Raw genomic sequence first — 25,198 nt, forward strand, 5'->3', positions numbered from 1 at the left:
AATCCAAAAAATTTCTCCCCGCTTTTCAGGATAGAGTTCATTGAACTCTAGCTCCACTACGATGCAGTAGGGAGACGGTGGTGCAATCTTGTCATTTGATTGCCTTGTCGCAGTCGAGTTTGGCGATTAGGACTCCACCCAATTTACAAAAATGGCAGAGTGATTTTCTGACAACAGGCCAACAGGAACAAGACCGGACATGAGCCATGAATACGAAATTGGGATGCTGTGGGTCGAGGGCCCGCTCAGCTATGTTGAGGTTCTTTGCGCGCAGTCATTTCTAGATGCTGGCCATCACGTAAAACTCTACCACTATGGTGATGTAAGGAACGTGCCGGAAGGGGTACAGCTTGTCAACGGCAACACCGTACTCGGCAGCGACCGATTTATCAAACACGGGCGTACGGGCAGCTTCGCATTGTTCTCGGACGTTTTTAGATATCATCTTCTTCGGCAAAATGATCGAATGATCTGGGCTGACCTTGATGCCTATTGCGTCAAAACCTTTAAGTCGGAGACGGGTCATTTCTACGCATGGGAATCTGATTATCAGATTGCTGGTGGAGTATTGGGGCTGCCATCAGATAGCGAAGCACTTGGGCAACTTCTTGAGATGACCGAAGACGAGTATGGAATTCCAGAATGGTACCCGGACGAAGAAAAAAAGCGCCTTGAAGATCTGAAGCAGGCCGGAACACCGGTCCATGTCAGTGAGTTGCGTTGGGGTGTATGGGGTCCACATGCAGTAACTCATTTTCTGAAGAAGACAGGTGAGTCAAAATACGCATTCCCAGAGCATTGGCTCTATCCCATTAGCTTCAAGAACCGCCGATTCTTAATGCGTGGAAAAATGGCTCGTAAAGTTCGGCGAGCAGTGACTGAAGATACATACTCCGTTCACTTCTATGGGCGAAGGGTTCGGCAATTTCTATCTACTCTCGGAGGGCTTCCCGAACCAGGCAGCTACATGGAACACTTGTTGAAAAATCACAACATTGATACCGCTGCTGCCCCCATCTTTACGCGGCAGGAACGCGAAGCCCAAAAAGCAGCTCAGAACATGAACTTACCTGAGACCTAAATCAGTAGGTGGTCTGGGGGTATTCTGCAGCAATCCAACTTGTTAAGGCATTACTCAGTTTGAATAATGTTGGCCTTTTCACTCTTGCGATCACCTTGATTTCTCGCTGAATCAGTTTTGCCTAAAAAAGCACCTTATCCTCTGGACGGCACAAAATCAGATTGCTATACGGCGCGAACCGTTCCGGCGTAGCTCAGCGGTAGAGCAGTTGACTGTTAATCAATTGGTCGTAGGTTCGATCCCTACCGCCGGAGCCATTCTTCCCTGACTGGCCCTATCCCATCAGCGCATCACTGAAATCCGCGCGCAGGTTGCGTTTCAGAACCTTTCCGGTTGCGTTCAACGGCAGAGCGTCGACGAATACTACCTTGTCCGGCACTTGCCATTTGGCGATTTTACCATCGAAATAGGATATCAGATCCTGTTCGGTTGGTTCTTCGCCCTCGGCCTTAACAGCGACCAATAGCGGCCGTTCATCCCATTTCGGATGCGGAACCCCAACAACGGCAGCAGTAGCCAGTTGAGGATGCGCGACAGCGATATTCTCCAACTCGACCGAGCTGATCCATTCACCACCCGATTTGATGATGTCCTTAGAACGGTCGCGAATGGTCATGTAACCGTCAGGGTCCAGTGTTGCCACGTCGCCAGTTGCGAACCAGCCATCTTGCAGCAATGCCTCATCTTGCATGTGGAAATAACTGTCCAGCACCCAGTGCCCGCGTACCATCAGATCGCCCTGTGTCTCACCGTCATGCGGGAGATCGTTGCCGTCATCGTCGACGATTTTAAGCTCAACTCCAAATGGCGGGCGGCCCTGACTCTCACGCAGCTTGTACTGGGCCTCAAGCGGCATCCCCAGATGTTTCGCCATCGGATAATTCGTAGTGCCCAGTGGGCTCATCTCGCTCATTCCCCAGGCGTGAACGGTATCGACACCATAGGTCTCGCGGAAGGTTTCGATCATCGAGGGTGGACATGCCGAGCCTCCGATCACTGTGCGATTGAGGCTTTCCAGTTTTGTTCCGCACTTCGCGGCATGAGCCAGCAGCCCCTGCCAAATGGTTGGCACCCCCATCGCCAACGTTACCCCATAAGTGTCAATCAGATCGACCAGCGCTTCACCATGCAGGCCAGGCCCTGGCATTACCATTCGCGAGCCCGACATTGCGCTGGCATAGGGCGAGCCCCACGCGTTGACATGGAACATCGGCACCACCGGCATCACCACATCCATGGCGGAAAAGCCGATCACATCCTTCGTGTTAGACGCAAAACTGTGCAGCACCGTAGACCGGTGCGAATAGAGAACGCCTTTGGGATTACCCGTCGTGCCTGACGTGTAACAAAGACTGGAGGCGGTATTTTCATCAAAGTCGGGCCACGTGTAGTCATCATCACCGGTTTCGATCAACTCATCATAAAAGACCACTCCGGGCACTTGTGATGCCACCTCTTCATCTCGTGCGCCCATCAGCACATAGTGCTGCACTTCGGTCAGATGCCCGTGCAGCGCAGCCACCAATGGCAGAAAGGTTGCATCGAAGAACAGAACCCGGTCCTGTGCGTGGTTGATGATATAGGTCAGCTGTTCGGGAAACAGACGCGGGTTGATCGTGTGACACACAAAGCCCGCGCCAGAAACGGCATAGTAAATCTCAAGGTGCCGGCGGTTGTTCCAAGCCAGTGTGCCGATGCGATCTTGTGGCTGCAACCCCAGTTTCGAAAGCGCCGAGGCCATCCGCCGAGAATTTCGTGCAATTCCGGCCCAATTGGTCTCGGTCACGGTGCCGTCTGTTTCGACCGAGATGATCTCGGTCTGGCCGTGATAGCGTTCGGCGTGATCAATCAGCGACGAAATCAGCAAAGGCTGCGTCATCATCTGTCCCAGCATGGACATTCCTCCCATCGTCAGCGCATGACCGCGCCCTTGGTCCTTGGCAATGACCCTGCCAAGAATTCAATTGTCTGACAATAAAAGAGTGCAGCCGGGTGCCGCGTCAACCGCGATGGCGCAACGCGTAATCGACCAAAGCAGCAGTTGATCCGTCCTTACCCACGGTACTGACCTCACCATCGACTATGGGACCAAGCGAAGTGGCCAGTTCCTTGCCCAGTTCAACGCCCCATTGATCGAACGAGTTGATGCCTAGCAGCACGCCTTCGACAAACACACGATGTTCGTACAACGCGACGATCTGGCCCAGCACATAAGGCGTAAGCTGCGGATACATCAGCGTGGTTGAGGGCCGGTTCCCCGAGAACACACGATGGCGCGCCTGACGTTCAAGTTCATCTCCGGTCAGGCCCTTTTCCTCCATCTGCGCCCGCGCTTCATCAAGTGATCGACCGCGCATCAGAGCCTCGGACTGAGCAAAGCAATTGGCCAGCAGCAACCGATGATGATGTGTCAATTCTGGCTCGTGCCCTTCGGCGGCGGCCATGAACTCGCAGGGGATCACATCGGTGCCCTGATGAATCAACTGATAAAATGCGTGCTGCCCATTGGTGCCGGGTTCACCCCAGACCACCGGACCGGATGGTACCGTAAGATCGCTGCCATCCATCGCGACGGATTTGCCGTTCGATTCCATTTCAAGCTGTTGAAAATACGCCGGGAGACGCAGCAGGCGTTGATCATACGGCAATACCGCACGGCTGGCATGACCAAGCACCTGACGGTGCCAGACACCTACAAGCGCCAGCATGACCGGAACATTCTCCGCCCATTCTGCCGAGCGAAAATGCAAATCCATCGCCTGTCCACCGCGCAGGAAAGAATCGAACGCGTTTGAGCCGACGGCGATCATGACTGGTAAGCCAACCGGCCCCCAAACGGAATAGCGCCCGCCCACCCAGTCGGCGAAGCCGAACACGCGTGCCTCGGGGATACCAAACGCTTGCGTCTTATCAACCGCGCTTGAAACCGCCGCAAACTGTTGCGACGGGTCCCCACCGCCATCCACCATCCATGCCCGCGCTGTCCGTGCATTGGTCATGGTTTCAATGGTTGTGAAGGTCTTGGAGGCGACGATCACCAAGGTCCGTGTCGGATCAAGTGGTCGCAACGTATCCGCGATATGCGCACCATCCACGTTCGAGACATAGTGCAGCCTTGGCCCATCGTGGTATTGCGACAGCGCATGGGTCGCCATGACCGGCCCCAAGTCTGAGCCGCCAATGCCGATATTCACCACGTCAGTAAAACTGCCCCCTGCCCCCTTGATCGCCCCGCCACGCACCTCTTCGGCGAACACACGCATCCTTTGCAGTGTATCCAGAACGTCTGGCATCACGTCCTGACCATCAACTTCGACTGGTCCACCATCAAGGTTGCGCAACGCAGTGTGCAGCACCGAACGCCCTTCGGTCTCATTGATCTTTTCGCCCGCAAACATCGCAGCCCGGCGATCAGCCAGGTTGGCCTGGTCACAAAGTTGGATAAGTGCTGACCTGATATCGTCGTCGATCTGCGTTTTTGAATAATCAAACAACATGTCGCCGGTCGAGGCCGAGAAGCCCTGTGCCCTGTTTGAATCCGCGTCGAACAGATCAAGTATCCGGCGGCCTTTCAGGGACGCCGCAAAAGAGTTCAGTTGATCCAATTGCATCGCGATTACTCCGCCCAGTGAACTGTCATGCCACTCAGCACAGCTGCGATCGGGGCCTCCTCGGGCGGCAATGACATGGCACGGTCCAGAGCATCCCGCTTGGCTCCTCCAAATATGACAAGGTGTTTCGACATCGCGCCCTCCAAAACCGGTGCGGTCAGTGTGATCCGCACCTCAGGCTGCACGTCTGTGCGTGCCACTGCCAATGTCGGCGCATGGTTATCCAACGCGGCGGACAAGCCTTCCATCCCGGGAAAGAGCGAAGCAGTGTGCATATCCTCCCCCATGCCCAACACCAGTACCGATAAAGGCAAAACCGGGTTAATCAGGCTTTCGATCTCGGGCAATACCGCCTCGGGCTCGTGACCCGCGACATACAGAGGGATGTATTGCGCGACGGATGCGCGGCTGGTCAGCAGCCTTTCACGGATCAATCGCTCGTTCGAGCGTTCGTGATCCCCCGGCAAACATCGTTCATCGGTGGGCAAAACACGCACGCGATCCCAATCCAGATCAGCCGCACATAACCCATCGAACACAGGCCCCGGTGTGGTACCGCCGGGAACGGCCAGCGAGACGGCATCGTGGTGCAGCAACGCGGCCTCAAGGTCGCCAGCTAATGCGTTCGCTACATCAATTGCCAGCATATCACGATCGGCGTATTCTTTGATATTCATGGGTTTATTCCTTGCCAGCGGCGGTGATCTCGTTTCATCAGCAGTTCGGCATCCCCTGGTCCGGTGCTGCCATTCTCATAGGGTTTGGGAACGTCACCACGCGCCTGCCAACCGGCGATAATCGGATCGGTCCAGGCCCAGGCGGCCTCGACCTCATCGCCACGCATGAACAGTGTCTGGTTGCCGCGGATGACATCCATGACCAGCCTTTCATAAGCGTCGGGCGGATCCTGATTTTCAGGGCCCAATGCCTCTGCAAAGCTCATGTCCAATGGCACGTCGACCAAGCGCATACCGCCCTGCCCAGGTTCCTTGATCGTAACCTTCAGGGTGATGCCTTCGTTCGGCTGCAAACGGATCGACAGCGCATTGGCATGGCGACCAGCCTCTTCCCCGAAAATCGAATGCGGCGCGTCCTTGAACATCACATTGATGACAGACGATCGCGCCACCAGTTCTTTTCCCGTGCGCAGATAAAACGGTGTCCCCGCCCAACGCCAATTACTGACATGCGCACGCAAAGCAACATAGCTTTCGGTCGTAGATCGGGGGTTTCCAGCGGCTTCACGATAGCTGCGGCCATCACCGCCACCCGCAAACTGGCCGCGCACGATGTGATGCGGCTCAACCGGGTCAAGCGCGCGGATCACCTTGAGTTTTTCATCACGCACTGCGTCCGGGTCGAATTTTGCGGGCGGTTCCATCGCGATCAGGCACAACAGCTGCATCAAATGGTTCTGCATCATGTCACGCATGGCGCCTGCGCGTTCATAATACTCTTCTCGCCCGTCTATGCCGACGGTTTCGGCCACAGTGATCTGGATATGGTCGACATACTGGCTGTTCCAGAGCGGTTCGAACAGCATGTTGCCGAACCGTACAGCCATCAAGTTCTGAACTGTTTCCTTACCCAGATAGTGATCGATCCGATAGATCTGCCCTTCGTCGAAATGCGCCGCCAAAGTCGCGTTCAACGCGCGGGCGCTTTCCAGATTATGACCAAACGGCTTTTCAACAACGATGCGTGTCTGCGGCGTAGCTAAATCGTGCGCTCTGATCCGTTCGGCTAGCGGCCCAAACAATCTTGGCCCGACCGAGAAATAAAAGGCCCGGATACGATCCGTACTCAGCCTATCGACCAACTGCGCCCAGCCTTCGTCGGATAATGCATCCAGCGGAACATAGTCCAAACGCTGCAGAAAACCCCTCACAGCCTCAGGGTCTTTTGCCCGCTTCGGCGCGTGCTTGCGCAGCGAATCGGCGACCATCCCACGAAACGCATCAACCGTTAATCCAGCCCGCGCCGCACCTATGATCCTGGCAGCCTCGGGCCACTGTCCGGCACAGTAACGCCGAAACAGAGCTGGAACGATCTTGCGCTGTGCCAGATCGCCAGTTCCGCCGAAAATGACCAGATCAAATGGGTCAACAGGTATGACGCGAGAAACCATGGCTTTTCCTTACCTTGCCGCTTGAGGCATGTCCAATGTTAGCGCAATCATTCGGCAATTTTCTTCCAACATCAAAACTCTGTCAGCAAAGGGTCAACATACTTAACTAAACTGGTGCAAACGGTTAAGTCGGTTCAGTGAATTCACAGAACCGGATGCCGGAATGAAAGACAACGCCACTCAGGCAGCAAATATCGGGAAGTTTCAAAACAGTTTGGTGACAGCGGACGGGCAGACGCGCGCCTCAGTTGCACTGACCAATCCCGAGACATTGTGGTTCAATACAGGCACGCTGTGCAATATCGAATGCGTGAACTGCTATATCGCCAGCAGCCCGACCAATGATGCGTTGGTTTACATTACTGCGGACGAAGTGCGCGAATTTCTGGATCAGATCGAAGATCGCGGGTGGCCGATACGCGAGATCGGATTTACCGGCGGTGAGCCGTTCATGAACCCCCAGATGATCGATATGACCCGTGCGGCACTGGAACGCGGATACGAGGTTCTGATCCTCACCAATGCAATGCTTCCGATGATGCGTCGCAAGATGCGCGATGGGTTGCTGGCCCTGCAGCAAGAGTATGGGGATAAGCTGATCCTTCGCGTTTCTGTCGATCATTATCGCCCTGAACTTCATGATGAAGAACGCGGCAAAGGCAGTTTTGCCAAAACTCTCACCGGTATGGGGTGGTTGCGGGACAATAATCTCAAAATGGCCATCGCGGGGCGGACCGTTTGGGGCGATTCCGACGCTGAAAGCCGCGCAGGATATGCCGCGTTTTTTGCCGAGCATGGGTTTGATATCGATGCGCAGGATCCGGGCCAAACAGTCCTGTTTCCCGAAATGGACGAAACGGTAGAAGTGCCCGAAATTACAACCGCTTGCTGGGGAATTCTAAATAAATCCCCAGATGCGGTCATGTGCGCAAGCTCCCGCATGGTGGTCAAGCGCAAAGGCGCAGAGCGCCCGACGGTGCTGGCCTGCACCCTGCTGCCGAATTCACCTGAGTTCGAAATGGGAGAGACCCTTGCCGAAGCCGAGGCCGACGTACACCTGAATCACCCCCACTGCGCCAAATTCTGCGTTCTTGGTGGGGCGAGTTGTTCCGGATGATCAATTAAGTTCCGGCGACTTCCAAAATTTCGTACCCGTGGCACCCGCAGAAACGCGCCACCCCTTCTTACTCAGTGCAAAGAATGATCGGCCCTCTGTGAAGTGGAGCGTTTCGCCCGAACGATCCTCTCCATACATCGCACCTGTTTCTGCCGTCGCGTCATAGCCCTGGCTGATGAACTTTTCCAAATCCGCGGGTGTTTCGAACAGAATGACAAACTTGGTTTCGAACCCACCAATTCCGATGGCCCCACCGACCCCGCCTGTACCCATATTCATGTATGTGTGTTGTTCAGTTTCCTTTGAAACGGCTACACCGCGGCCGTAGCCAGCCGACACTGGAAACACGGTCACTTTACGCGAGTCGAATACAGCATATCCGGCGCTGACATCGTAGAGTGCTTGCGCCTGCGGGTCTTCTGCAAGCAATTGATCCAGAATGTCGCCTGCCATCGCATCCAGCTTGACACGCGTCTCTTCTGGCGTCGCTTCGTACTTTAACAGTTCGGAAGTGGAATCAATGGTGTCATCAACCGCGTTGGCACCCTTTTCAATAGTATTCCCAACGCCTTCTGCGCCGCGGCCGATAGCGGTTGCTGTGTTCTCGGCCCCTTTTTTGATCTTGTCCAGAACGCCCTCAGCAAATGCAGGGCTGTTCAGACAAAGCGCCACGGCAATGAATAGTATTCTGGGCATAGTGGAATTCCGCATGAGACCATCAACTTGGTCGACACCATAACCCAATTGCCTCGATTGAAAACCAGTCTTTAGAACGCGCAGATGATATTTGTCTCAGCTTCAGTTCACCTGGAATTCGCCGACCATGTTCCTCCACTCGCCCGGAGCGATCATCTTGCGATGGGTGAAACGGACCGAATGCAGCGGTCCCTCAATCTCTTTTTGCCAATATTCAACGAATTCAAACAGCTTTGGATGATCCGGGGCAAGATCGTAGTCCTGCCAAATGAACGTGTTCAGAACGTGAATATAGTCGGGCATATGGTAGAAGAACTCGGCCGTCGTTAACCCGTAACCTCTGAGCATAAGTTCGGTTTCGCTTTGCGCCATTCAGACCTCCAAATTTATTACAAGGTCTTCTCAGGGTAACATGGAAACTACCTAATACTTAGATAACAATATGTTACTCTACTGTTACCAAGCTAAATTGGCCTCGAGACGGTTGCTTGCTTGCACCTTATATGCCGCGTCTGATAAGGTGCATCCACAAGATATAGATCAAAAACAAGACACGGGCAGCCTACGTGAGCGATACGCCAGAAACACCTGAAAACATGGATGAAACTCCGCCAGAACGCCCGGTCTATGATGGCCCGACGGTCTCTATCGAATCCGAGATGCGCACGTCCTACTTGGATTATGCCATGTCTGTCATCGTTTCGCGCGCGATCCCCGATCTGCGAGACGGGTTGAAGCCGGTGCATCGGCGCATTCTCTATGCAATGCACGAAACCGGGAACACGCACGACAAATCCTATCGCAAGTCCGCCCGTCCGGTTGGCGATGTGATGGGTAAGTACCACCCACATGGTGACAGCGCGATCTATGACGCGCTGGTGCGGATGGCACAAGATTTCTCGATGTCTCTGCCGCTGCTGGATGGTCAGGGCAACTTTGGTTCGATGGACGGCGATAACCCGGCGGCCATGCGTTACACCGAAGTGCGGATGGATAAGCCTGCCGCATCCCTACTGGCCGATATCGAAAAAGACACGGTCGATTTTCAGGACAACTACGACGGCAAAGACAAAGAGCCGACCGTCCTGCCCGCCCGTTTCCCGAATATGTTGGTCAACGGTGCCGGCGGTATCGCCGTGGGTATGGCAACCAACATTCCGCCACATAATCTGGGCGAAGTCATTGACGCGACGCTGGCACTGATCGACGACCCGGATCTGACGTCCGAGCAGTTGATCGAATACGTCCCCGGCCCCGATTTCCCGACCGGCGGCCTGATGTTGGGCCGCTCGGGTGCGCGCAAGGCCTATCTGGAAGGCCGCGGCAGCGTCATCATCCGCTCAAAAACCCGCGTCGAGGAGATCCGCAAAGATCGCTATGCCATCGTCGTGGATGAGATTCCCTATCAGGTGAACAAGGCTTCGATGATCGAAAAGATCGCTGAAGCGGTGCGCGAGAAACGCATCGAAGGTGTTTCCCACGTCCAGGACGAATCCGACCGCAACGGTGTACGTGTCGTAGTCGAACTTAAACGCGATGCAACGCCCGAAGTGGTCCTGAATCAGCTGTTCCGCTTCTCGCCGATGCAGACCTATTTCGGCTGTAACATGCTGGCATTGAATGGCGGTCGGCCCGAACAGTTGACGCTTCGTCGCTTTTTGACCTCGTTTATCGACTTCCGCGAAGATGTCGTCGCCCGTCGAACCGCGCATCTGTTGCGTAAGGCGCGCGAACGCAGCCACATTCTATGTGGTCTGGCCGTGGCCGTCACCAATATCGATGAGATTGTGACGACGATCCGCCAATCTGCAGACGCCGCTGAGGCCCGCGAAAAGCTGATGACTCGGCGATGGCCCGCGCAGCCGATCCTGGAATACATCGCGTTGATCGATGATCCGACCCACACAGCGAACGAGGATGGAACCTATAACCTGTCCGAAACGCAAGCGCGCGCCATTCTGGAATTGCGGTTGCAGCGCCTGACCCAGATCGGTGTGAAAGAAGTCACCGACGAGTTGGAAGAACTGGCAGGCAAGATCAAGGAATACCTTGAAATTCTTGGCTCTCGCGAGCGCATTATGTCCATTATCGGTGACGAGCTGCGTGAAGTACGCGAACAGTTTGCTGTGCCGCGCCGCACGGAAATCGTCGACTGGTCTGGCGACATGGACGACGAAGACCTGATCGAACGGGAAGACATGGTCGTGACAGTCACCTCGGGCGGATACATCAAGCGTACCCCGTTGGCCGACTTCCGTGCGCAGAAGCGCGGCGGCAAGGGTCTGTCGGGCATGCAGACCAAGGAAGAGGACGTGGTTACCACCCTCTTCGTGGCGAATACACACACGCAACTGTTGTTCTTCACCACCGATGGAATGGTCTACAAGCTCAAGACCTGGCGTCTGCCGCAATCGGGGCGCACCGGCAAGGGCAAGGCCATCGTCAACATTCTGCCGATCCCAACCGGAGTTTCCATCGCCGCGATCATGCCAGTGGATGTGCCGGATGAAGAATGGGAAAACCTGCAGATCGTGTTCGCCACCAGTGCGGGCACCGTGCGACGCAACCGCCTGTCGGATTTCACCAATGTGAAACGTAACGGCAAGATCGCGATGAAGTTCGAAGAGGATCATGCGGATACCAAACTGATCAACGCGCGCATCTGCTCGGATGATGATGACGTGATGCTGGTCACAAAATCCGGTCGTGCGATCCGCTTTTCAACAACGGATGTACGGGTATTCAACAGCCGGTCCTCGGTCGGTGTGCGCGGTGTGCGCCTGACCGGCAAGGATGAGGTGGTCTCGATGTCGGTTATCCGCCACTTCAACGCCACTTCGGATGAACGGGCCGCTTACCTTAAGATGCGCCGTCTGATGGCTGGCGTGACGGATGAGGCCGAGACGGATGAAGATGAAGGCAATGCTGACAGTGTCCTGCCTCAGGAACGCTATGCCGAGATGTCGGCGGCCGAGAACCTGATCCTGACCATCACCGCTGGTGGCGCGGGCAAACTAAGCTCCAGCCACGACTATCCCGTTCGCGGCCGTGGCGGCATGGGTGTTGCAGCAATGGACAAAGCCATGCGCGGAGGTGAATTGGTGGCATCCTTCCCGGTCGAGATTGACGATCAGATCATGCTGGCCACCTCCAAAGGTCAGTCGATCCGGGTGCCGGTTGATGGAATATCCTTCCGCTCCCGCAGCGCCGGGGGAGTGAAGGTCTTCAACACCGGCAAAGGCGAAGAGGTCGTCAGTGTGGCCTGGATCGCGGATCAGGGCGACGAAGAGGCCGAAGAGTGAAAGATCAAGAAAGAAACCGGGTGAGATAAACTCGGTTTCTTTGGTCTAAACTTTCCAACGACCGCTCAGCAGGCAATGTGTGCATTCGCAGCGCACGCGACGATGTCGGCATTGTGGATAAGATCAGCCCAGAAGGCCTCGGTCGGCTGCCAAGCGGTCTTTGAACCGCTTGGCAGGTCTTCTCACTTAATACTTAGACTAGTCTTCCTGCAGACTAGTGGCTGTATTTCTTGATCTCACCACTTTTGATGCGATCGAGGTAGCTGTTCATTTCGCGCTTCACGACTGGTGCCAGGAAGTAGAGCGCCAAAATATTGGGAACACAGATTAGGAAGACCAACGCATCCGAGATATCAAGGATCGGACCAAGCTGAACCATGCAACCCAATGCCACAAAGGCGCAGAAGATTACTTTGTACAAGGTCTGCGTGCTTTCACCAAACAGATATGTCCAGCCCTTCAGCCCGTAGTAAGACCATGAGATCATGGTCGAGAAGGCAAAGAGCAGAGCCGCGATGGCCAATACGTATGGGAACCAGCTGATCTGCCGTTCGAATGCCGCTGAGGTCATGGCAACCCCGGTTGCATCCCCGGCAAAGCCCGGTGCCGCTACTTGTGTGGTGCCGATTACTAATGCAGTAATGGTACAAATCACGATGGTGTCTATGAATGGCTCCAGCAGAGATACATAGCCCTCGGTAACAGGCTCATTCGTCCGAACAGCAGAGTGCGCGATAGAAGCAGAGCCGATCCCGGCCTCGTTTGAAAAGACCGCCCGTTGGAAACCGATGATGAGTGCACCAAGCGCTCCACCAGCGACGCCTTCCGGGGTGAGCGCCCCGCTAAAGATGTTGCCAATCGCTGCTGGGATATAGGCCCCATTCATTAGGATCACGATGATTGCAAATACACAATAAAGCACTGCCATGAACGGCACCACTTTCTCAGTCACAGCCGCAATAGATTTGATACCGCCGATGATGACAGCGAATACGACACCCGCCAGGATCAGGCCTACAAGCCAGCCAAACCCGTCAAGCGCCCCGCCAGCCACGGTGTTAAGCTGCACATAGGCCTGATTGGACTGGAACATATTCCCAATGCCAAGCGCGCCAACAAAAATACCAATGGCGTAGAATGTTCCCATGAACCTTCCCAGGCCAGCCCGACCCTGCGCCGCCAGTCCGTCGCGCATGAAGTACATAGGCCCGCCAGACACCGATCCGTCCGGGTTCTGCTGACGGTATTTAACACCGAGAGTACATTCCACGAATTTTGTCGACATGCCGAGGAACCCTGCAAGGATCATCCAGAAGGTGGCACCTGGTCCACCAACGGTTACCGCCACAGCGACGCCACCGATATTACCGATCCCAACTGTCCCTGAAACCGCCGTTGCCAGGGCCTGAAAGTGCGAAACTTCCCCGGCATCGTTTGGATTAGAGTAATCGCCGCGAACCAGCTCAATCGCATGCTTGAAACCACGAAGGCTGACAAAGCCCATGTAGAATGTGAAAAACACCGCACCAACCACGAGCCAAAGCACGACAAGTGGAAGTTGTGCTCCGAATACCGGGATTTTGAAGAACACGATCTGCCCGACCAGCGCTGCAATCGGAGCCGTAATCGAGTTGATGGTGTCGTCGATCCCGGCGAATGCCGGGGAAGCCAGGGCGGCAAAGAGCACTGAGCAGGCGATTAAATGTCGATAAGCCATGTTGTCCCTCCGGAGTTTCTTTATAAATTCTGTCTTCTTTGTTTTAGGGGACGATCAAAACCGGAACTGAGCTGATCTGGACGAGTTTCGATGGCGTCGTGCCAAACAGCATCGTCGACATACCACTTTCACCACTTCGTCCGGCGATTATCTGAGCAACATCATGTTCAATTGCCATCTCAGCAAGTGTTTCGGCCGCCTTGCCGTGCCGAACTTCGGACGACGACTGCACACCTGCCTCTTCGACGCGCTTCATGATTGGTGCCAGCACTACATCCCTTGCCCTTGTTAGTTCTTCTTCGCGCCGCTTGTGCCGCGCAGAGAGCTCTTCTGGGGTATGAAAGCTGTAGGGTGACCAGTCGATGACGTGGGCTAAGATCAGCTCTGCATTCGATGCTTTCGCGCGTTCGATTGCATGCGCCAAAGCACGTTGACTGCCTTCGCTTCCTTCAACAGCGACAAGGTATTTGTTCAACATATTGGGCCCCGCTAGAGTTTTTCTGCCCCACAACGCAATAAGAACGTTGGGATAATTTTTTGTATCTGACCAATCTAGAGGCGAGATTAACCCAAAGTCACGTACTTTCTGTTTGCATCGCTGACCAACCGCGCTCAGTTCCCGACATTCATTTTGGTTGCAGAAACCGTAATTTTGGCGCAAAGCGGACAGCGCCCTCAAGTCAATTCCTGAATTCGTAAACTTGCGCACACCTTTGGGAGGTTAATATTTGACCCTCACTCAAAGCGCATACAACGACCCAAACTTGTCCTCAAGATACGCCAACAAAGGCTCCGGCCCCGGTTCAACTCCACCTGCCCGCTGGATGACCTCGCGTGGCGCATAAAGTCCGCCGAATTGCTGGACGTTCTCGCGCAACCAACCCGTTGCGCCCGAGGTGTCGCCTTTGGCCAATTGCGCATCTAGCTCAGGAACAGCTTTCTGTAACGCTTGATTGAGGCACCCCGCATAGACATTGCCCAGCGAATAGGTTGGGAAGTACCCAAACAGACCAACGGACCAGTGCACATCCTGCAGACATCCATTCGATGGCTTGTCGACCGCATATCCGAAATCAGCTGCAAAACGGTCGTTCCATGCGGCTTCAAGGTCGCCGACCTGAAGATCACCCGCCATCAGCGCACGCTCAAGATCGAAACGCAGCATGATATGCAGGTTGTACTGAACCTCGTCCGCTTCGGTTCGGATATATCCGTTGTGCACGCGGTTGACCGTAGCGTAGAAGGCATCCGCATCTGCGATACCAAAATCACCAAAGGCTTCCTTCATCTGGTCGAACAGCCAGCCGGTAAAGGCGCGAGACCGGCCCAACTGGTTTTCGTAAATCCTGCTTTGGCTTTCATGCACACCCATGGACACGCCGCTTCCCAATGGCGTCAGCAGATAGACCGGATCAATGCCCTGTTCATAGGCCGCATGACCCACCTCATGAATCGTCGAGTAGAAGCAGTTGAACGGGTCGGTCTCGCTGGTTCTGGTGGTGATGCGCACATCCAGCCCACTGCCCGAACTGAACGGGTGTACCGCCTTGTCGACGCGGCCGTTGTTCAGGTCATACCCGAATGCGACGGCCAGCTTTTGCGACAGGCGCATCTGGGTCATTTCATCAAAACTGCCGGTCAAGGCCGCAGGTTCGGGCCGATCCAGAACGGCTGCGCGCAAGGCAACTAATCGCGGGCGCATCTGGTCGAAAATCTCGGCGATCTGGGCACCCGTCGTGTAGGGTTCGTAATCCTCGACCATTGCATCATAGATATCGCCACCTTGGGCAAGCGCCGAGCCCTCCTCGCGCTTGAGAGCAACAACCTCCTCAAGAACAGGCAGGAAGGCTGCAACATCTTCGTCAGCACGGGCCTGCGCCCATTTTCCCTGTGCCTCGGACGTCAGGCGCGCAATCGCCGTGGCCAAATCCGACGGAACCTTTACCGCACGTTCATAGGCGCGGCGAATTTCCCGCAGTTGGGCCTTGTCTGCATCGCTGGTTGCATATGCGCTTTCCAACCACTCCGCGACACGCGGGTCTGATCGACGTGCGTGAAGCACAGCTTCTATCGCGGCCATCTCCTCGGCCCGCTGCGGAGCGGCGCCGCGCGGCATCACGGTTTCCTGATCCCAACCAAGACGTCCGGCAATCTGGCCAAGGGCCGAGGTTTGGCGCTGATACGCCATCAGGTCGTTGAAAGCTGTCATCTAAATCATGCTCCGCGCAAAGAGGTTGCAATGGGATAGGCCGTCAAAAAACGTGCGCGCAGGATCAGTATCCAGACCACAACGGCCATGAGTTGGTGGAATATCGCTATTTGCCAGGGTGCTGCATAGATCACTGTCATGATCCCGACCACAACCTGTAGTGATAGCGCGGCAAACAATGCATTAAAGGCGAACCGGGTCTGCGGGTGCGCGCTGGCGCTGCCTCGCCGCCAGACAACGATTCCAAAAGCCAACAGCAGATAGCCGGCGCAGCGGTGGATGAACTGCACCAGACCCGGGCTTTCGAAGAAGTTTCGCCACATCGGTTCCAGCATGGTCGCATCCGGTGGCAGGATTTGGCCTCCGATCAACGGCCAATCCGTATAAGAACGACCGGCGTCGATTCCAGCGACCAAAGCACCAATGAGTATCTGCAAAAAGGCGAAATGCATCAGGCCTGTGGACAGCGAGAACAACCGCGCTTCTTTTGCACGGCGGGCTTGCATCAGATCGCGTTCCTCGCGCCCCAACATGAAGATGTACCAAGCCAGAAACCCGAGGATCACAAACGCAAGCCCCAGATGAACGGCCAGTCGGTAGCTGGCGACGGCGGTCATCCCCTCGCCCTGCGTCACGCCCGAGGCGACCATCCACCAGCCGACAGCCCCCTGTACGCCGCCCAATGCTCCGGGGATCAACAAGCGCCCGGTCCAACCTGTCGGAATCTTTCGGGCTGCCAGGAAACCAAAGAAACCAATCGCCCAGACCAGACCGATCACACGGCCCAGCTGGCGGTGGCCCCATTCCCACCAGTAGATTGACTTGAAATCGTCCAGCTCCATCCACTGGTTCTGGATACGCCATTGATCGATCTGCTTGTACTTGTCGAACTCGGCCTGCCAGTCGGTTTCAGAGGTCGGCGGGATGGCTCCGGTGATCGGGCGCCACTCAGTGATCGACAGGCCGCTATCGGTCAGGCGGGTCAGACCACCGACCGCGATCATGATGACCACAAGCGCGAACAGGATCATAAGCCAGATGCGAATGGCCTGACGCGCGCCGCCACGCCCACGATCAAGCAATCCCGGTTGAACTGCCTCTTGTTTTTCCGTGTCTGAGACGTCTTCGAAGATGCTGCGCTTACCGCTCATGCTGTCCTCTTGTGCCTTGGATTTCGTCGCAAGCTAGGTTGACTTGGGCATGAGGTCCAGCCTCAGCCCCGATCCTTCCAGCGGACCATCTGACGCATGACACCATGCAGCATCTGCACATCCGCCCGCGTCATCCGCATTCGTGACCACAGATTGCGCAGGTTTGTCTTCATCCCTTCGGCTTTTTCGGGAGGATAGAAGAAACCTGCTTCTTCCAAACGGTCCTCGTAGTGTTCGACCAGTTTTTCGACCTCGATCCCCGTCGCCCAGTCGCCTTTGCCCAGATCAGTGGCTTCATGCACCACATCCCCGGTCTGGCGCATCCACTCATAAGCGGTCAGCAGCACACATTGCCCAAGATTCAACGAGGCATATTCAGGGTTTACCGGCACCGAGATAATCGCATTTGCCTTGGCGATATCCTCATTCTCAAGCCCGGCGCGTTCAGGTCCGAACAACACGGCGACCTTCTCGCCCGAGGCTACCTTTTCAGCGGCGATCTGCATGGCCCGTTCGGGGCTGAATACGGGTTTGGTCAGGCCCCGTTGCCGCGCCGTGGTTGCAAAGACATAGGTCCGATCCCCCAATGCCCCGGCCAGATCGTCAAACAGTTGTGCCTCATCCAACAGCCGCCCTGCCCCGCTGGACATCGCGACGGCTTTGGGGTTTGGCCAACCATCGCGCGGCGCAACAATCCGCATCCGGTCTAGCCCGAAATTCCACATCGCCCGCGCTGCGGCGCCGATGTTTTCTCCCATCTGCGGGCGCACAAGCACAAAGGACGGCTGAGATTTGTCGCTGGGCATCATGGACTCCAAAAAAGCTCCGCCCGCTCTAATCCTCTCGTCCCGTCAGGGCAAGCCGCCCCTGCTTTTTCTGTTCCCAATTACATCTGGCAGAGGCATGAAAGTTTGCATCCCCGGCACAATCCGCTAAACCCCGCGAAAGACCGAAAGCCAAGGACGCGCCCATGGACACCCCAGAGCAGCCGCAGATATATCTGATCACCCCGCCAACGATCACCCTGAGCACGTTCCCCGACCAACTGTCCCGCGTATTGGACGGGGCCGAGATCGCTTGCATCCGATTGGCGTTGGCTGGCAGTGACGAAGACACCATTGCCCGCGCCGCAGATGCCTGCCGCGAGGTTGCCCATGCCCGAGACGTGGCGCTGGTGATATCAAACCACGTGCTTCTGGCACAACGGTTGGGGCTGGATGGTGTGCATCTGGACGATGCAGCACGCTCGGTCAGGGCCGCGCGCAAGGAACTGGGCCCGGATGCCATCGTCGGCAGCTTTTGCGGAGCTTCCAGCCACGATGGCATGTCCGCTGGAGAAGGCGGAGCAGACTATGTTGCCTTTGGTCCGGTCGGAAACGTTGCATTGGGCGACGGAACCCGCGCCGAGCACGACCTGTTCCAATGGTGGTCGCAGATGATCGAGGTTCCGGTCGTGGCCGAGGGTGGTCTGACCGATGGATTGGTCCGCGATCTGACCCCCTGCACCGATTTTTTCGGCATAGGGGATGAAATCTGGTCACAGGAAAACCCGCTAGACGCGTTGAACACACTGATCGCTGCAATGCGCTGAGGACCGTGAGCGTTAACCCTTGCACCCGCTCCGGGGCTGCGGCATGACACCAGACATGACTCAGAACTGCGAAATCCTGTGTATCGGATCGGTCCTTTGGGACGTGATCGGGCGCTCTGCCAGCGTGATGCGGCAGGGATCGGACGTTCCGGGGCGGATCACGCGCCTGCCCGGCGGCGTCGCCATGAACATCGCCATGACGCTGGTACGCTTCGGGATGACCCCTACATTGCTGACTGCAATCGGACGTGATCCCGAAGGGGACGAACTGACCAACGCCTGCGCTCGGATGGGTATGATCACCGATCACATTTATCGGTCGCAAGACCTGCCAACCGATCGCTATATGGCAGTCGAGGGTGCGAATGGTCTGATCGCTGCCATCGCCGATGCACATTCGCTCGAAGCTGCTGGCGCCAAGATCCTGCGGCCCCTGATGCATGGGCCATTGGGCTATGAAAACGATCCGTTCGAAGGGCCCGTGGCGCTGGATGGAAACCTGACGCTGGACCTGCTGAAAGAGATCGCCCAAAGCCCCGCTTTTGCCCGTGCTGACCTGCGCGTAGCGCCGGCCTCGCCCGGCAAGGCTGAACGTCTACTGCCCTTTTTGAAACACGCCCGAGCGACGCTTTACGTGAATCTCGAAGAGGCAGGGTTATTGTGCCAGCGAGAGTTCACCGATTCCGAAAGCGCCGCCAAAGGCCTGCTCGACCGAGGTGCATTGCGCGTTCTTGTGACAGATGGCGGCAACTCTGCCACTGTCGGCAGCGGCGATAATATTCTGACCCAGAAACCACCTTCCGTTCTGGTCACGCGCGTGACCGGTGCGGGCGATACATTCATGGCCGCCCATATCGCCGCAGAGGCAAACGGCGCGGACAATGACGCCGCTCTGGCCCGCGCTCTGCACGCTGCCGCAACATATGTTTCCGGAGAAACTCCACTGTGATCAACATCCAATATTCTGCCGAAGTCCGCGACGCAAAAAACGCTGGGCATCCCATCGTTGCGCTGGAAAGCACCATCATCACCCATGGGATGCCCTACCCCCAGAATATCGAGGTCGCCGCTCAGGTCGAACAGGATATCCGCGACGCAGGCGCAGTTCCGGCAACGATTGCAGTGATCGATGGCGTGTTGAATGTTGGTCTCGAACCGGATCAGCTTAAGGCGCTGGGTCAGACGCAAGGCGTCGCCAAGCTGTCGCGGGCCGACATGGCCGCCTGCCTTGCCACCGGCGGCACCGGCGCCACCACCGTCGCTGCCACCATGATTGCCGCGCATTTTGCGGGTATCGAGGTTTTCGCCACCGGCGGTATCGGCGGCGTGCATCAGGGCGCCGAAACTTCGTTCGATATCTCTGCCGACCTTCATGAGCTTGCGCAAACGCCGGTAACCGTTGTCGCGGCGGGTGCCAAAGCCATCCTCGATCTGGCCAAAACGCTTGAGGTACTTGAGACCCTAGGCGTACCCGTTATCGCGCATGGCCAAGATGAGTTTCCCGCTTTCTGGTCTGCCAAGTCCCCCTTGGCCGCACCCTTGCGGATGGACAGTCCCGCAGACATTGCAAAGGCTCATGCCACTCGTCGCGCACTGGGCCTACCGGGCGGACAGCTGGTCGCCAATCCGATCCCACAGACCGACCAGATCGCAGCTGAAGAGCTTGCTCCGATCATTGCGTCGGCTCAGGCTGATGCCGAAGCGCACAGAATTACCGGCAAGGGTGTGACCCCCTATCTGTTACAGCGCATCTACGAACGCACCGAAGGTCGTTCGTTAACCGCCAACATCGCGCTGGTGCGCAACAACGCGCGCCTGGCAGCTGGTATTGCAAAGGCCCTGATCAACAGCGCCGGGTAGCAATCGCCTATTGTACCAAGACCTCGGACTGCTTAACTAAATCCGCAAACCACTCAGGACCGCAATGAACACGCCGTTTGACGAAGAACCTCATCGCCGCTCGGGCCTGTTATCCGGGTTGCGCGCGTCATTTCTGACGGGCATTGTCGTCATTGCTCCGGTCTGGCTGACGATCTGGCTGATCTGGTCCGTCGTGGGCTGGATCGACAGCGCGGTGCTGCCGCTCATTCCCCAGAAATTCCAACCTTCGGAATATGTGGGAATCAACTTGCGTGGCGTCGGCGTCATCATCTTCCTGATTTTCACGATCATCGTCGGCTGGATCGCCAAGGGCATTCTTGGCCGTTCGCTGATCCACTTCGCCGAAAGCCTTGTTAACCGGATGCCCGTTGTCCGTTCGGTCTATTCCGGTATCAAACAAATTTCGGAAACGGTCTTTGCACAGACAGAACGCTCTTTCGAAAAGGCCTGCCTAATCCAGTATCCGCGCCGCGGGATTTGGGCAATCGGCTTCGTGTCGACAACGGCCCGGGGCGAGGTTAGCGAGCGTGCCGACACGGCTGGCGAATTGCTAAGCATCTTTGTCCCTACCACCCCGAACCCCACATCCGGTTTCTTGCTGTTCTTTCCAGCCGAAGATGTGATCTTGCTGGATATGTCGATCGAGGACGCGGCCAAACTGGTGATTTCGGCGGGGCTTGTATACCCCAACGAAAAAGACCCAACACAACCGCCTGAATAGTTAACCAAACATAGCGGGCAGATCGACCGTACTGCGTTCGCCCAGATCTTTCTTATGGGCACGCAGGAACTGATCAGCGGCCGCGCGGCCGGCCTGTTTCAACCTGTTCAGCACCACCGGGTTCGGGACAGTCTTTGTCGCCGCTGACAAATCATTCATCAGTTCATCATCCGCGATCATGTGAACCAGTACCCGGTTCATCTCACCCGCCCTCAACTTGCCTTCTGCCAACAAGCGCTGAACAAAGTTGATCGCCCGCAACTCGCGAAACAGGGACGAATTAAAACTGATTTCGTTGATCCGATTCTGTATCTGCTGCGGCGTCTTGGGCACCTCGTCCCGTTCCAGCGGATTGATATTCACGATCACCAAATCGTCGGGTAAATCATCACCGAACAAGGGATAGAGCGCCGGGTTACCGGTATAGCCCCCATCCCAATACGCCTCGGTCCGATCAGATTTTGGATCGTATATCTCGACTGCCTGAAAAAGGTTGGGCAGACAGGCCGACGCCAAAATGGCATCCGTGGAAATCTCGTCGCCTGTGAACACCCTGATCTTGCCACTGCGCACACAAGTCGCGCAGACAAAAAGATCCGGCCCCTCATCCGCGCAAATCTCATCAAAATTAAACCGATCCACCACCGGCTCCAGCGGATTGCGATAGAATGGTCCGTAGGCATACGGCGACACCAGCCGCGACCATGTCTCCGCCATCGAATATGGCAGTGAATACTCAAGCGCCTGCGCAATGTGCGCGGGCTCAATACCGCGCATCCAATGGGCGATCCGCATATCACCGACGGCTCCCATCCGTTTCCACAATCCATCAAGACATGCCCGCGCACCGTCACGCCCCGCATGCACCATACCGGATTTGAATGCGGCACCGTTCAGGGCCCCGGCCGAGGTTCCGGTAATCGCCGCAACTTCGATATCCTCTTCATCCAACAACCGATCCAGCACGCCCCAGGTAAACGCCCCATGCGCCCCTCCTCCCTGCAGTGCCAGATTGATCTTTTTCACAACTGAAACCTTTTCTTCTGTTCAACATACCTCGGGGGTATGGGGGTGGTACCCCCATGAAACCTCACAATGCGGTCCAGCCCCCATCGACCGAAATCGTCGTCCCCGTAATCTGCGCCGCCGCGTCTGAACAAAGAAAGATCGTTGTTCCGCCCAATTGCTCGACGGTGGCGAATTCCTTGGACGGCTGCCGCTCCAGAAGGACATTCTTCACCACATCCTCGCGGCTCATGTTGTATTCCTTCATCGTATTTGGGATCTGCGCTTCGACCAGCGGGGTCAGGACATATCCCGGACAGATCGCGTTGCAGGTAATCGGTTCCTGAGCAGTCTCCAGCGCTACGCTTTTGGTCATCCCAACCACACCGTGCTTGGCCGCGATATAAGCCGCCTTGAAAGGTGAGGCCGTCAAACCATGGGCCGAGGCGATATTCACAATCCGACCCCAACCTGCCGCACGCATCATCGGCAACGCTGCCGCCATCGTGTGGAAAGCTGAATTCATGTTGATCGCAATGATCGCGTCCCACTTGTCGGTTGGAAACTGGTCGATCGGGGCTACATGCTGAATACCTGCGTTGTTCACCAGAATGTCACAGGCACCCGCCTGCTCGATCAGGGCGCGGCATTCATCACCTTTCGACATGTCCGCCTTGATGTAGCGCGCATTGGTTCCGGTCTCTTGCCCAATCTCGGCGGCCAGTGCGTGATCCTCTTCCCGGTCAGTGAACGAATTCAGAACCACGTCCGCACCGGCCTTGGCCAGCTCACGCGCAATGCCCAGTCCAATCCCTGAATTCGATCCCGTAATGATGGCCGTTTTTCCCGACAAGCTCATGACCGCTCTCCGTCCTGATTTCGTTTCGGGCACACAGTGCCATGCTGCACCTGCAAAGGAAACGGGGAATGATCGGGCGGGAACGTCCCCGCAGATTTTGCCAAAAAAAACGCCCGCACGAAGCGGGCGTTAAGTTATTGAGGCAGGTTTCATACAGGCAAGAAACCTATCGAGCAGTACGCCCTTTATAAGCAATTCTGTGCCTTCATCCAAGCTAAAAGTTTGATAATAAGAAAAATCATGGCTACGGTGAATCCCAAACAAAATAAGGCCAGAGCAGGATTGTTTCCAAAATGAGCCCCGATTATCTCCATCCCTTCCGTCCAGCAATTGCGGGAATCGCCTGCATTTTGGCGGCCTCGTTCGCTTCGGCAGAATCGGCCCATGGCATAGCTATGTATGGCGACCCTGCCCTACCACCGGATTTTGTGTCGCTGCCCTATGCAAACGCGGACGCGCCTAAAGGCGGCAAGGTCGTGTTCGGCAATACCGGCGGCTATAACAGTTTGAACCCGTTTGTGCAAAAAGGCACGTCACCCTGGCAATTGCGATTTTGGACCCATGAAAGCCTAATGGGCCGGTCTTGGGACGAACCTTTCTCTCTTTACGGGTTGTTAGCCGAATCAGTTGAGACTGATCCGGACCGAACCTGGGTCGAATTTACACTGCGGGAAAATGCCGAATTCTCGGACGGAACGCCGGTCACTGTCGAAGACGTGATCTGGTCGTATGAGACTTTGGGCACCGAAGGTCATCTGCGGTATCGCGGGCTTTGGGGCAAGATTGACAGCATAGAACAGACCGGCCCGCGCAGCGCCCGGATCACTTTTAACGACCCCGATCGCGAACTGGCGCTGATCGCCGGATTGCGCCCAATCCTGCAGAAGGCACAATGGGAGGGGAAATCATTCGCGGATGCCCAGTTGCACGACATTCCCATCGGATCAGGACCATATGTGATCGATGATTACGAAGCCGGCCGTTTTGTAAATCTGCGCCGCAACCCGGACTATTGGGGGGCAGATATCCCCTACCGCAAGGGTACGATGAATCTCGACGACATGCGGATTGAATTCTACGGCGACGGCACCGTCGCTTTCGAAGCCTTCAAAGCCGGCGAGCTTTCCGCTGTGCGCGAGTTCAACGCGGACAAGTGGAACACTCAGTACAACTTTCCCGCAGCTCAGCGCGGCGATGTCGTGAAGACGGAAATCCCTCATCAAAAGCCATCGGGCATGACTGGGTTCGTCATGAATACGCGCAAGGCACCGTACGATGATTGGCGCGTTCGCGAGGCGCTGACGCTGGCGTTCAACTTCGAGTTTATCAACGACACCATCACCGGTGGCGCGCAGCCGAGGATTACATCGTATTTTTCCGGCTCTACGCTGGGCATGCAGCCCGGACCGGCAACGGGTCGGGTCGAAGACCTGTTGCAACCCTATGCCGCCGAGTTGCCCCCCGGCACGCTGGATGGATATGAATTGCCGCAGGGTGATGGATCCGAACGCAACCGTAGCAACATCCGCAAAGCGCTCAAACTACTGGAAGAGGCAGGATGGACAATTCAGGACGGTCAGCTTCGTAATGCCCAGGGTGAGGCCTTCCAGGTTGATCTGGTGATCAGCCAAGGCAGCCTGAATGTCGTGCAGGATGTGGGTGTAATCGCAGAAATATATGCCCGCGCCCTCGAACGACTTGGCATCCAGTTGACTGTCGAAAAGGTCGATGACGCGCAGTATACCTCGCGTATCGACGCGCAGGATTTCGATATGACCCCATTCCGTCGCGCACTCTCACTATCGCCGGGTAACGAGCAACGCCTGTATTGGGGCAGCGAAAACGCCGACACTGCGGGAACGCGCAATGTAATGGGTTTGACCTCTCCAGCAGTAGACGGGTTGATCGATGCGATGTTGGCGTCGGAAAGCCATGAAGATTTCGTTGCCGCAACCCGCGCTTTGGATCGCGTGTTGACCGCTGGCCGTTATGTCATTCCGATCTGGAGCTTTGATGTCGGCCGTATTGCCCACATAAAAGAACTGAGGCAACCCGACACTCTGCCGATTTATGGCGACGGACCTGAATATATGCCTCAGGTCTGGTGGTATCAGGATTGACGAACCCTC

General features: G+C 56.1%; 21 protein-coding genes and 1 tRNA gene. 9 read left to right on the forward strand and 13 right to left on the reverse strand.

Translation table 11 applies throughout. The features are described from left to right. Positions 1–199 precede the first annotated feature (199 nt). Both Q1B46_RS07125 and Q1B46_RS07130 read left to right on the forward strand, forming a co-directional pair. Positions 200–1,081 (forward strand): hypothetical protein, encoded by an 882-nt coding sequence (locus Q1B46_RS07125; RefSeq protein WP_299946305.1) that lies wholly within the window; start codon positions 200–202, stop codon positions 1,079–1,081. A 182-nt stretch (positions 1,082–1,263) separates the two neighbouring features. Continuing rightward, positions 1,264–1,338, forward strand: a tRNA-Asn gene (locus tag Q1B46_RS07130). Between the two features lie 17 nt (positions 1,339–1,355). Here Q1B46_RS07130 and Q1B46_RS07135 read toward each other — a convergent pair. The 4 genes from Q1B46_RS07135 to zwf all read right to left on the reverse strand — a co-directional run bounded on the left by Q1B46_RS07135 (position 1,356) and on the right by zwf (position 6,820). Beyond that, positions 1,356–2,975, reverse strand: a complete 1,620-nt coding sequence (locus Q1B46_RS07135; protein ID WP_299946308.1) for a long-chain-fatty-acid--CoA ligase — start codon at positions 2,973–2,975, stop codon at positions 1,356–1,358. A gap of 106 nt (positions 2,976–3,081) precedes the next feature. Next, positions 3,082–4,692: a glucose-6-phosphate isomerase gene (gene pgi / locus Q1B46_RS07140; protein ID WP_299946310.1), complete on the reverse strand. Its 1,611-nt coding sequence runs from the start codon at positions 4,690–4,692 to the stop codon at positions 3,082–3,084. A 5-nt stretch (positions 4,693–4,697) separates the two neighbouring features. Further along, positions 4,698–5,369, reverse strand: coding sequence for a 6-phosphogluconolactonase (gene pgl, locus Q1B46_RS07145; protein ID WP_299946312.1), 672 nt, complete (start codon positions 5,367–5,369; stop codon positions 4,698–4,700). Beyond that, positions 5,366–6,820: a glucose-6-phosphate dehydrogenase gene (gene zwf / locus Q1B46_RS07150; protein WP_299946314.1), complete on the reverse strand. Its 1,455-nt coding sequence runs from the start codon at positions 6,818–6,820 to the stop codon at positions 5,366–5,368. The genes pgl and zwf overlap by 4 nt, the downstream gene beginning before the upstream one ends. 163 nt (positions 6,821–6,983) lie before the next feature. Between zwf and Q1B46_RS07155 the strand changes: the two genes are divergently transcribed. Beyond that, on the forward strand, positions 6,984–7,937 hold the full coding sequence (locus tag Q1B46_RS07155) for a radical SAM protein (protein WP_299946317.1): 954 nt from the start codon (positions 6,984–6,986) through the stop codon (positions 7,935–7,937). On the opposite strand, the gene Q1B46_RS07160 is transcribed toward Q1B46_RS07155, so the two are convergent. Beyond that, positions 7,938–8,633: a hypothetical protein gene (locus Q1B46_RS07160; RefSeq protein WP_299946320.1), complete on the reverse strand. Its 696-nt coding sequence runs from the start codon at positions 8,631–8,633 to the stop codon at positions 7,938–7,940. Positions 8,634–8,735: 102 nt separating this feature from the next. Further along, positions 8,736–9,005 carry an usg protein gene (locus tag Q1B46_RS07165; RefSeq protein ID WP_299660677.1) on the reverse strand — a complete coding sequence of 90 codons (270 nt, stop codon included), beginning with the start codon at positions 9,003–9,005 and terminating at the stop codon, positions 8,736–8,738. 224 nt (positions 9,006–9,229) lie between these two features. On the opposite strand from Q1B46_RS07165, the gene gyrA reads away from it, so the two are divergent. Beyond that, positions 9,230–11,935 (forward strand): DNA gyrase subunit A, encoded by a 2,706-nt coding sequence (gyrA, locus tag Q1B46_RS07170; RefSeq protein ID WP_299946698.1) that lies wholly within the window; start codon positions 9,230–9,232, stop codon positions 11,933–11,935. Positions 11,936–12,149: 214 nt separating this feature from the next. Here gyrA and Q1B46_RS07175 read toward each other — a convergent pair whose 3' ends face one another. The 5 genes from Q1B46_RS07175 to Q1B46_RS07195 all read right to left on the reverse strand — a co-directional run bounded on the left by Q1B46_RS07175 (position 12,150) and on the right by Q1B46_RS07195 (position 17,818). Next, the gene (locus Q1B46_RS07175) at positions 12,150–13,652 is read right to left on the reverse strand and encodes an alanine/glycine:cation symporter family protein (RefSeq protein ID WP_299946323.1); all 1,503 of its coding nucleotides are present in this window, start codon (positions 13,650–13,652) and stop codon (positions 12,150–12,152) included. Between the two features lie 43 nt (positions 13,653–13,695). After that, on the reverse strand, positions 13,696–14,130 hold the full coding sequence (locus Q1B46_RS07180; protein WP_299946326.1) for a universal stress protein: 435 nt from the start codon (positions 14,128–14,130) through the stop codon (positions 13,696–13,698). A 261-nt stretch (positions 14,131–14,391) separates the two neighbouring features. After that, on the reverse strand, positions 14,392–15,861 hold the full coding sequence (locus Q1B46_RS07185) for a carboxypeptidase M32 (RefSeq protein WP_299946329.1): 1,470 nt from the start codon (positions 15,859–15,861) through the stop codon (positions 14,392–14,394). 5 nt (positions 15,862–15,866) lie between these two features. After that, entirely contained in the window at positions 15,867–17,012 is a 1,146-nt protein-coding gene (gene ctaA, locus Q1B46_RS07190; RefSeq protein WP_299946331.1) for a heme A synthase, read from the reverse strand. 62 nt (positions 17,013–17,074) lie between these two features. Further along, on the reverse strand, positions 17,075–17,818 hold the full coding sequence (locus Q1B46_RS07195; protein ID WP_299946335.1) for an RNA methyltransferase: 744 nt from the start codon (positions 17,816–17,818) through the stop codon (positions 17,075–17,077). Positions 17,819–17,982: 164 nt separating this feature from the next. Between Q1B46_RS07195 and Q1B46_RS07200 the strand changes: the two genes are divergently transcribed. The 4 genes from Q1B46_RS07200 to Q1B46_RS07215 all read left to right on the forward strand — a co-directional run bounded on the left by Q1B46_RS07200 (position 17,983) and on the right by Q1B46_RS07215 (position 21,205). Beyond that, the gene (locus Q1B46_RS07200) at positions 17,983–18,603 is read left to right on the forward strand and encodes a thiamine phosphate synthase (protein ID WP_299660689.1); all 621 of its coding nucleotides are present in this window, start codon (positions 17,983–17,985) and stop codon (positions 18,601–18,603) included. A 55-nt stretch (positions 18,604–18,658) separates the two neighbouring features. After that, positions 18,659–19,552, forward strand: a complete 894-nt coding sequence (locus Q1B46_RS07205) for a PfkB family carbohydrate kinase (protein ID WP_299946700.1) — start codon at positions 18,659–18,661, stop codon at positions 19,550–19,552. Continuing rightward, positions 19,549–20,463 (forward strand): pseudouridine-5'-phosphate glycosidase, encoded by a 915-nt coding sequence (locus Q1B46_RS07210; RefSeq protein ID WP_299946338.1) that lies wholly within the window; start codon positions 19,549–19,551, stop codon positions 20,461–20,463. Before Q1B46_RS07205 ends, Q1B46_RS07210 begins: the two co-directional genes overlap by 4 nt. 64 nt (positions 20,464–20,527) lie before the next feature. Beyond that, complete coding sequence (locus Q1B46_RS07215; RefSeq protein ID WP_299946341.1) at positions 20,528–21,205, forward strand: DUF502 domain-containing protein; 678 nt, start codon at positions 20,528–20,530, stop codon at positions 21,203–21,205. On the opposite strand, the gene Q1B46_RS07220 is transcribed toward Q1B46_RS07215, so the two are convergent. Continuing rightward, positions 21,206–22,231, reverse strand: coding sequence for a patatin-like phospholipase family protein (locus Q1B46_RS07220; protein WP_299946344.1), 1,026 nt, complete (start codon positions 22,229–22,231; stop codon positions 21,206–21,208). It lies immediately after the preceding gene. A gap of 64 nt (positions 22,232–22,295) precedes the next feature. Continuing rightward, positions 22,296–23,069, reverse strand: a complete 774-nt coding sequence (locus Q1B46_RS07225; protein ID WP_299946346.1) for a 3-hydroxybutyrate dehydrogenase — start codon at positions 23,067–23,069, stop codon at positions 22,296–22,298. 293 nt (positions 23,070–23,362) lie between these two features. Here Q1B46_RS07225 and Q1B46_RS07230 point away from each other — a divergent pair, with 293 nt between their 5' ends. Further along, positions 23,363–25,189 (forward strand): extracellular solute-binding protein, encoded by a 1,827-nt coding sequence (locus tag Q1B46_RS07230; RefSeq protein WP_299946349.1) that lies wholly within the window; start codon positions 23,363–23,365, stop codon positions 25,187–25,189. Positions 25,190–25,198 lie beyond the last annotated feature (9 nt).

This window comes from uncultured Ruegeria sp. (genome assembly GCF_947500045.1).
In the GTDB taxonomy this organism is placed as follows: domain Bacteria; phylum Pseudomonadota; class Alphaproteobacteria; order Rhodobacterales; family Rhodobacteraceae; genus Ruegeria.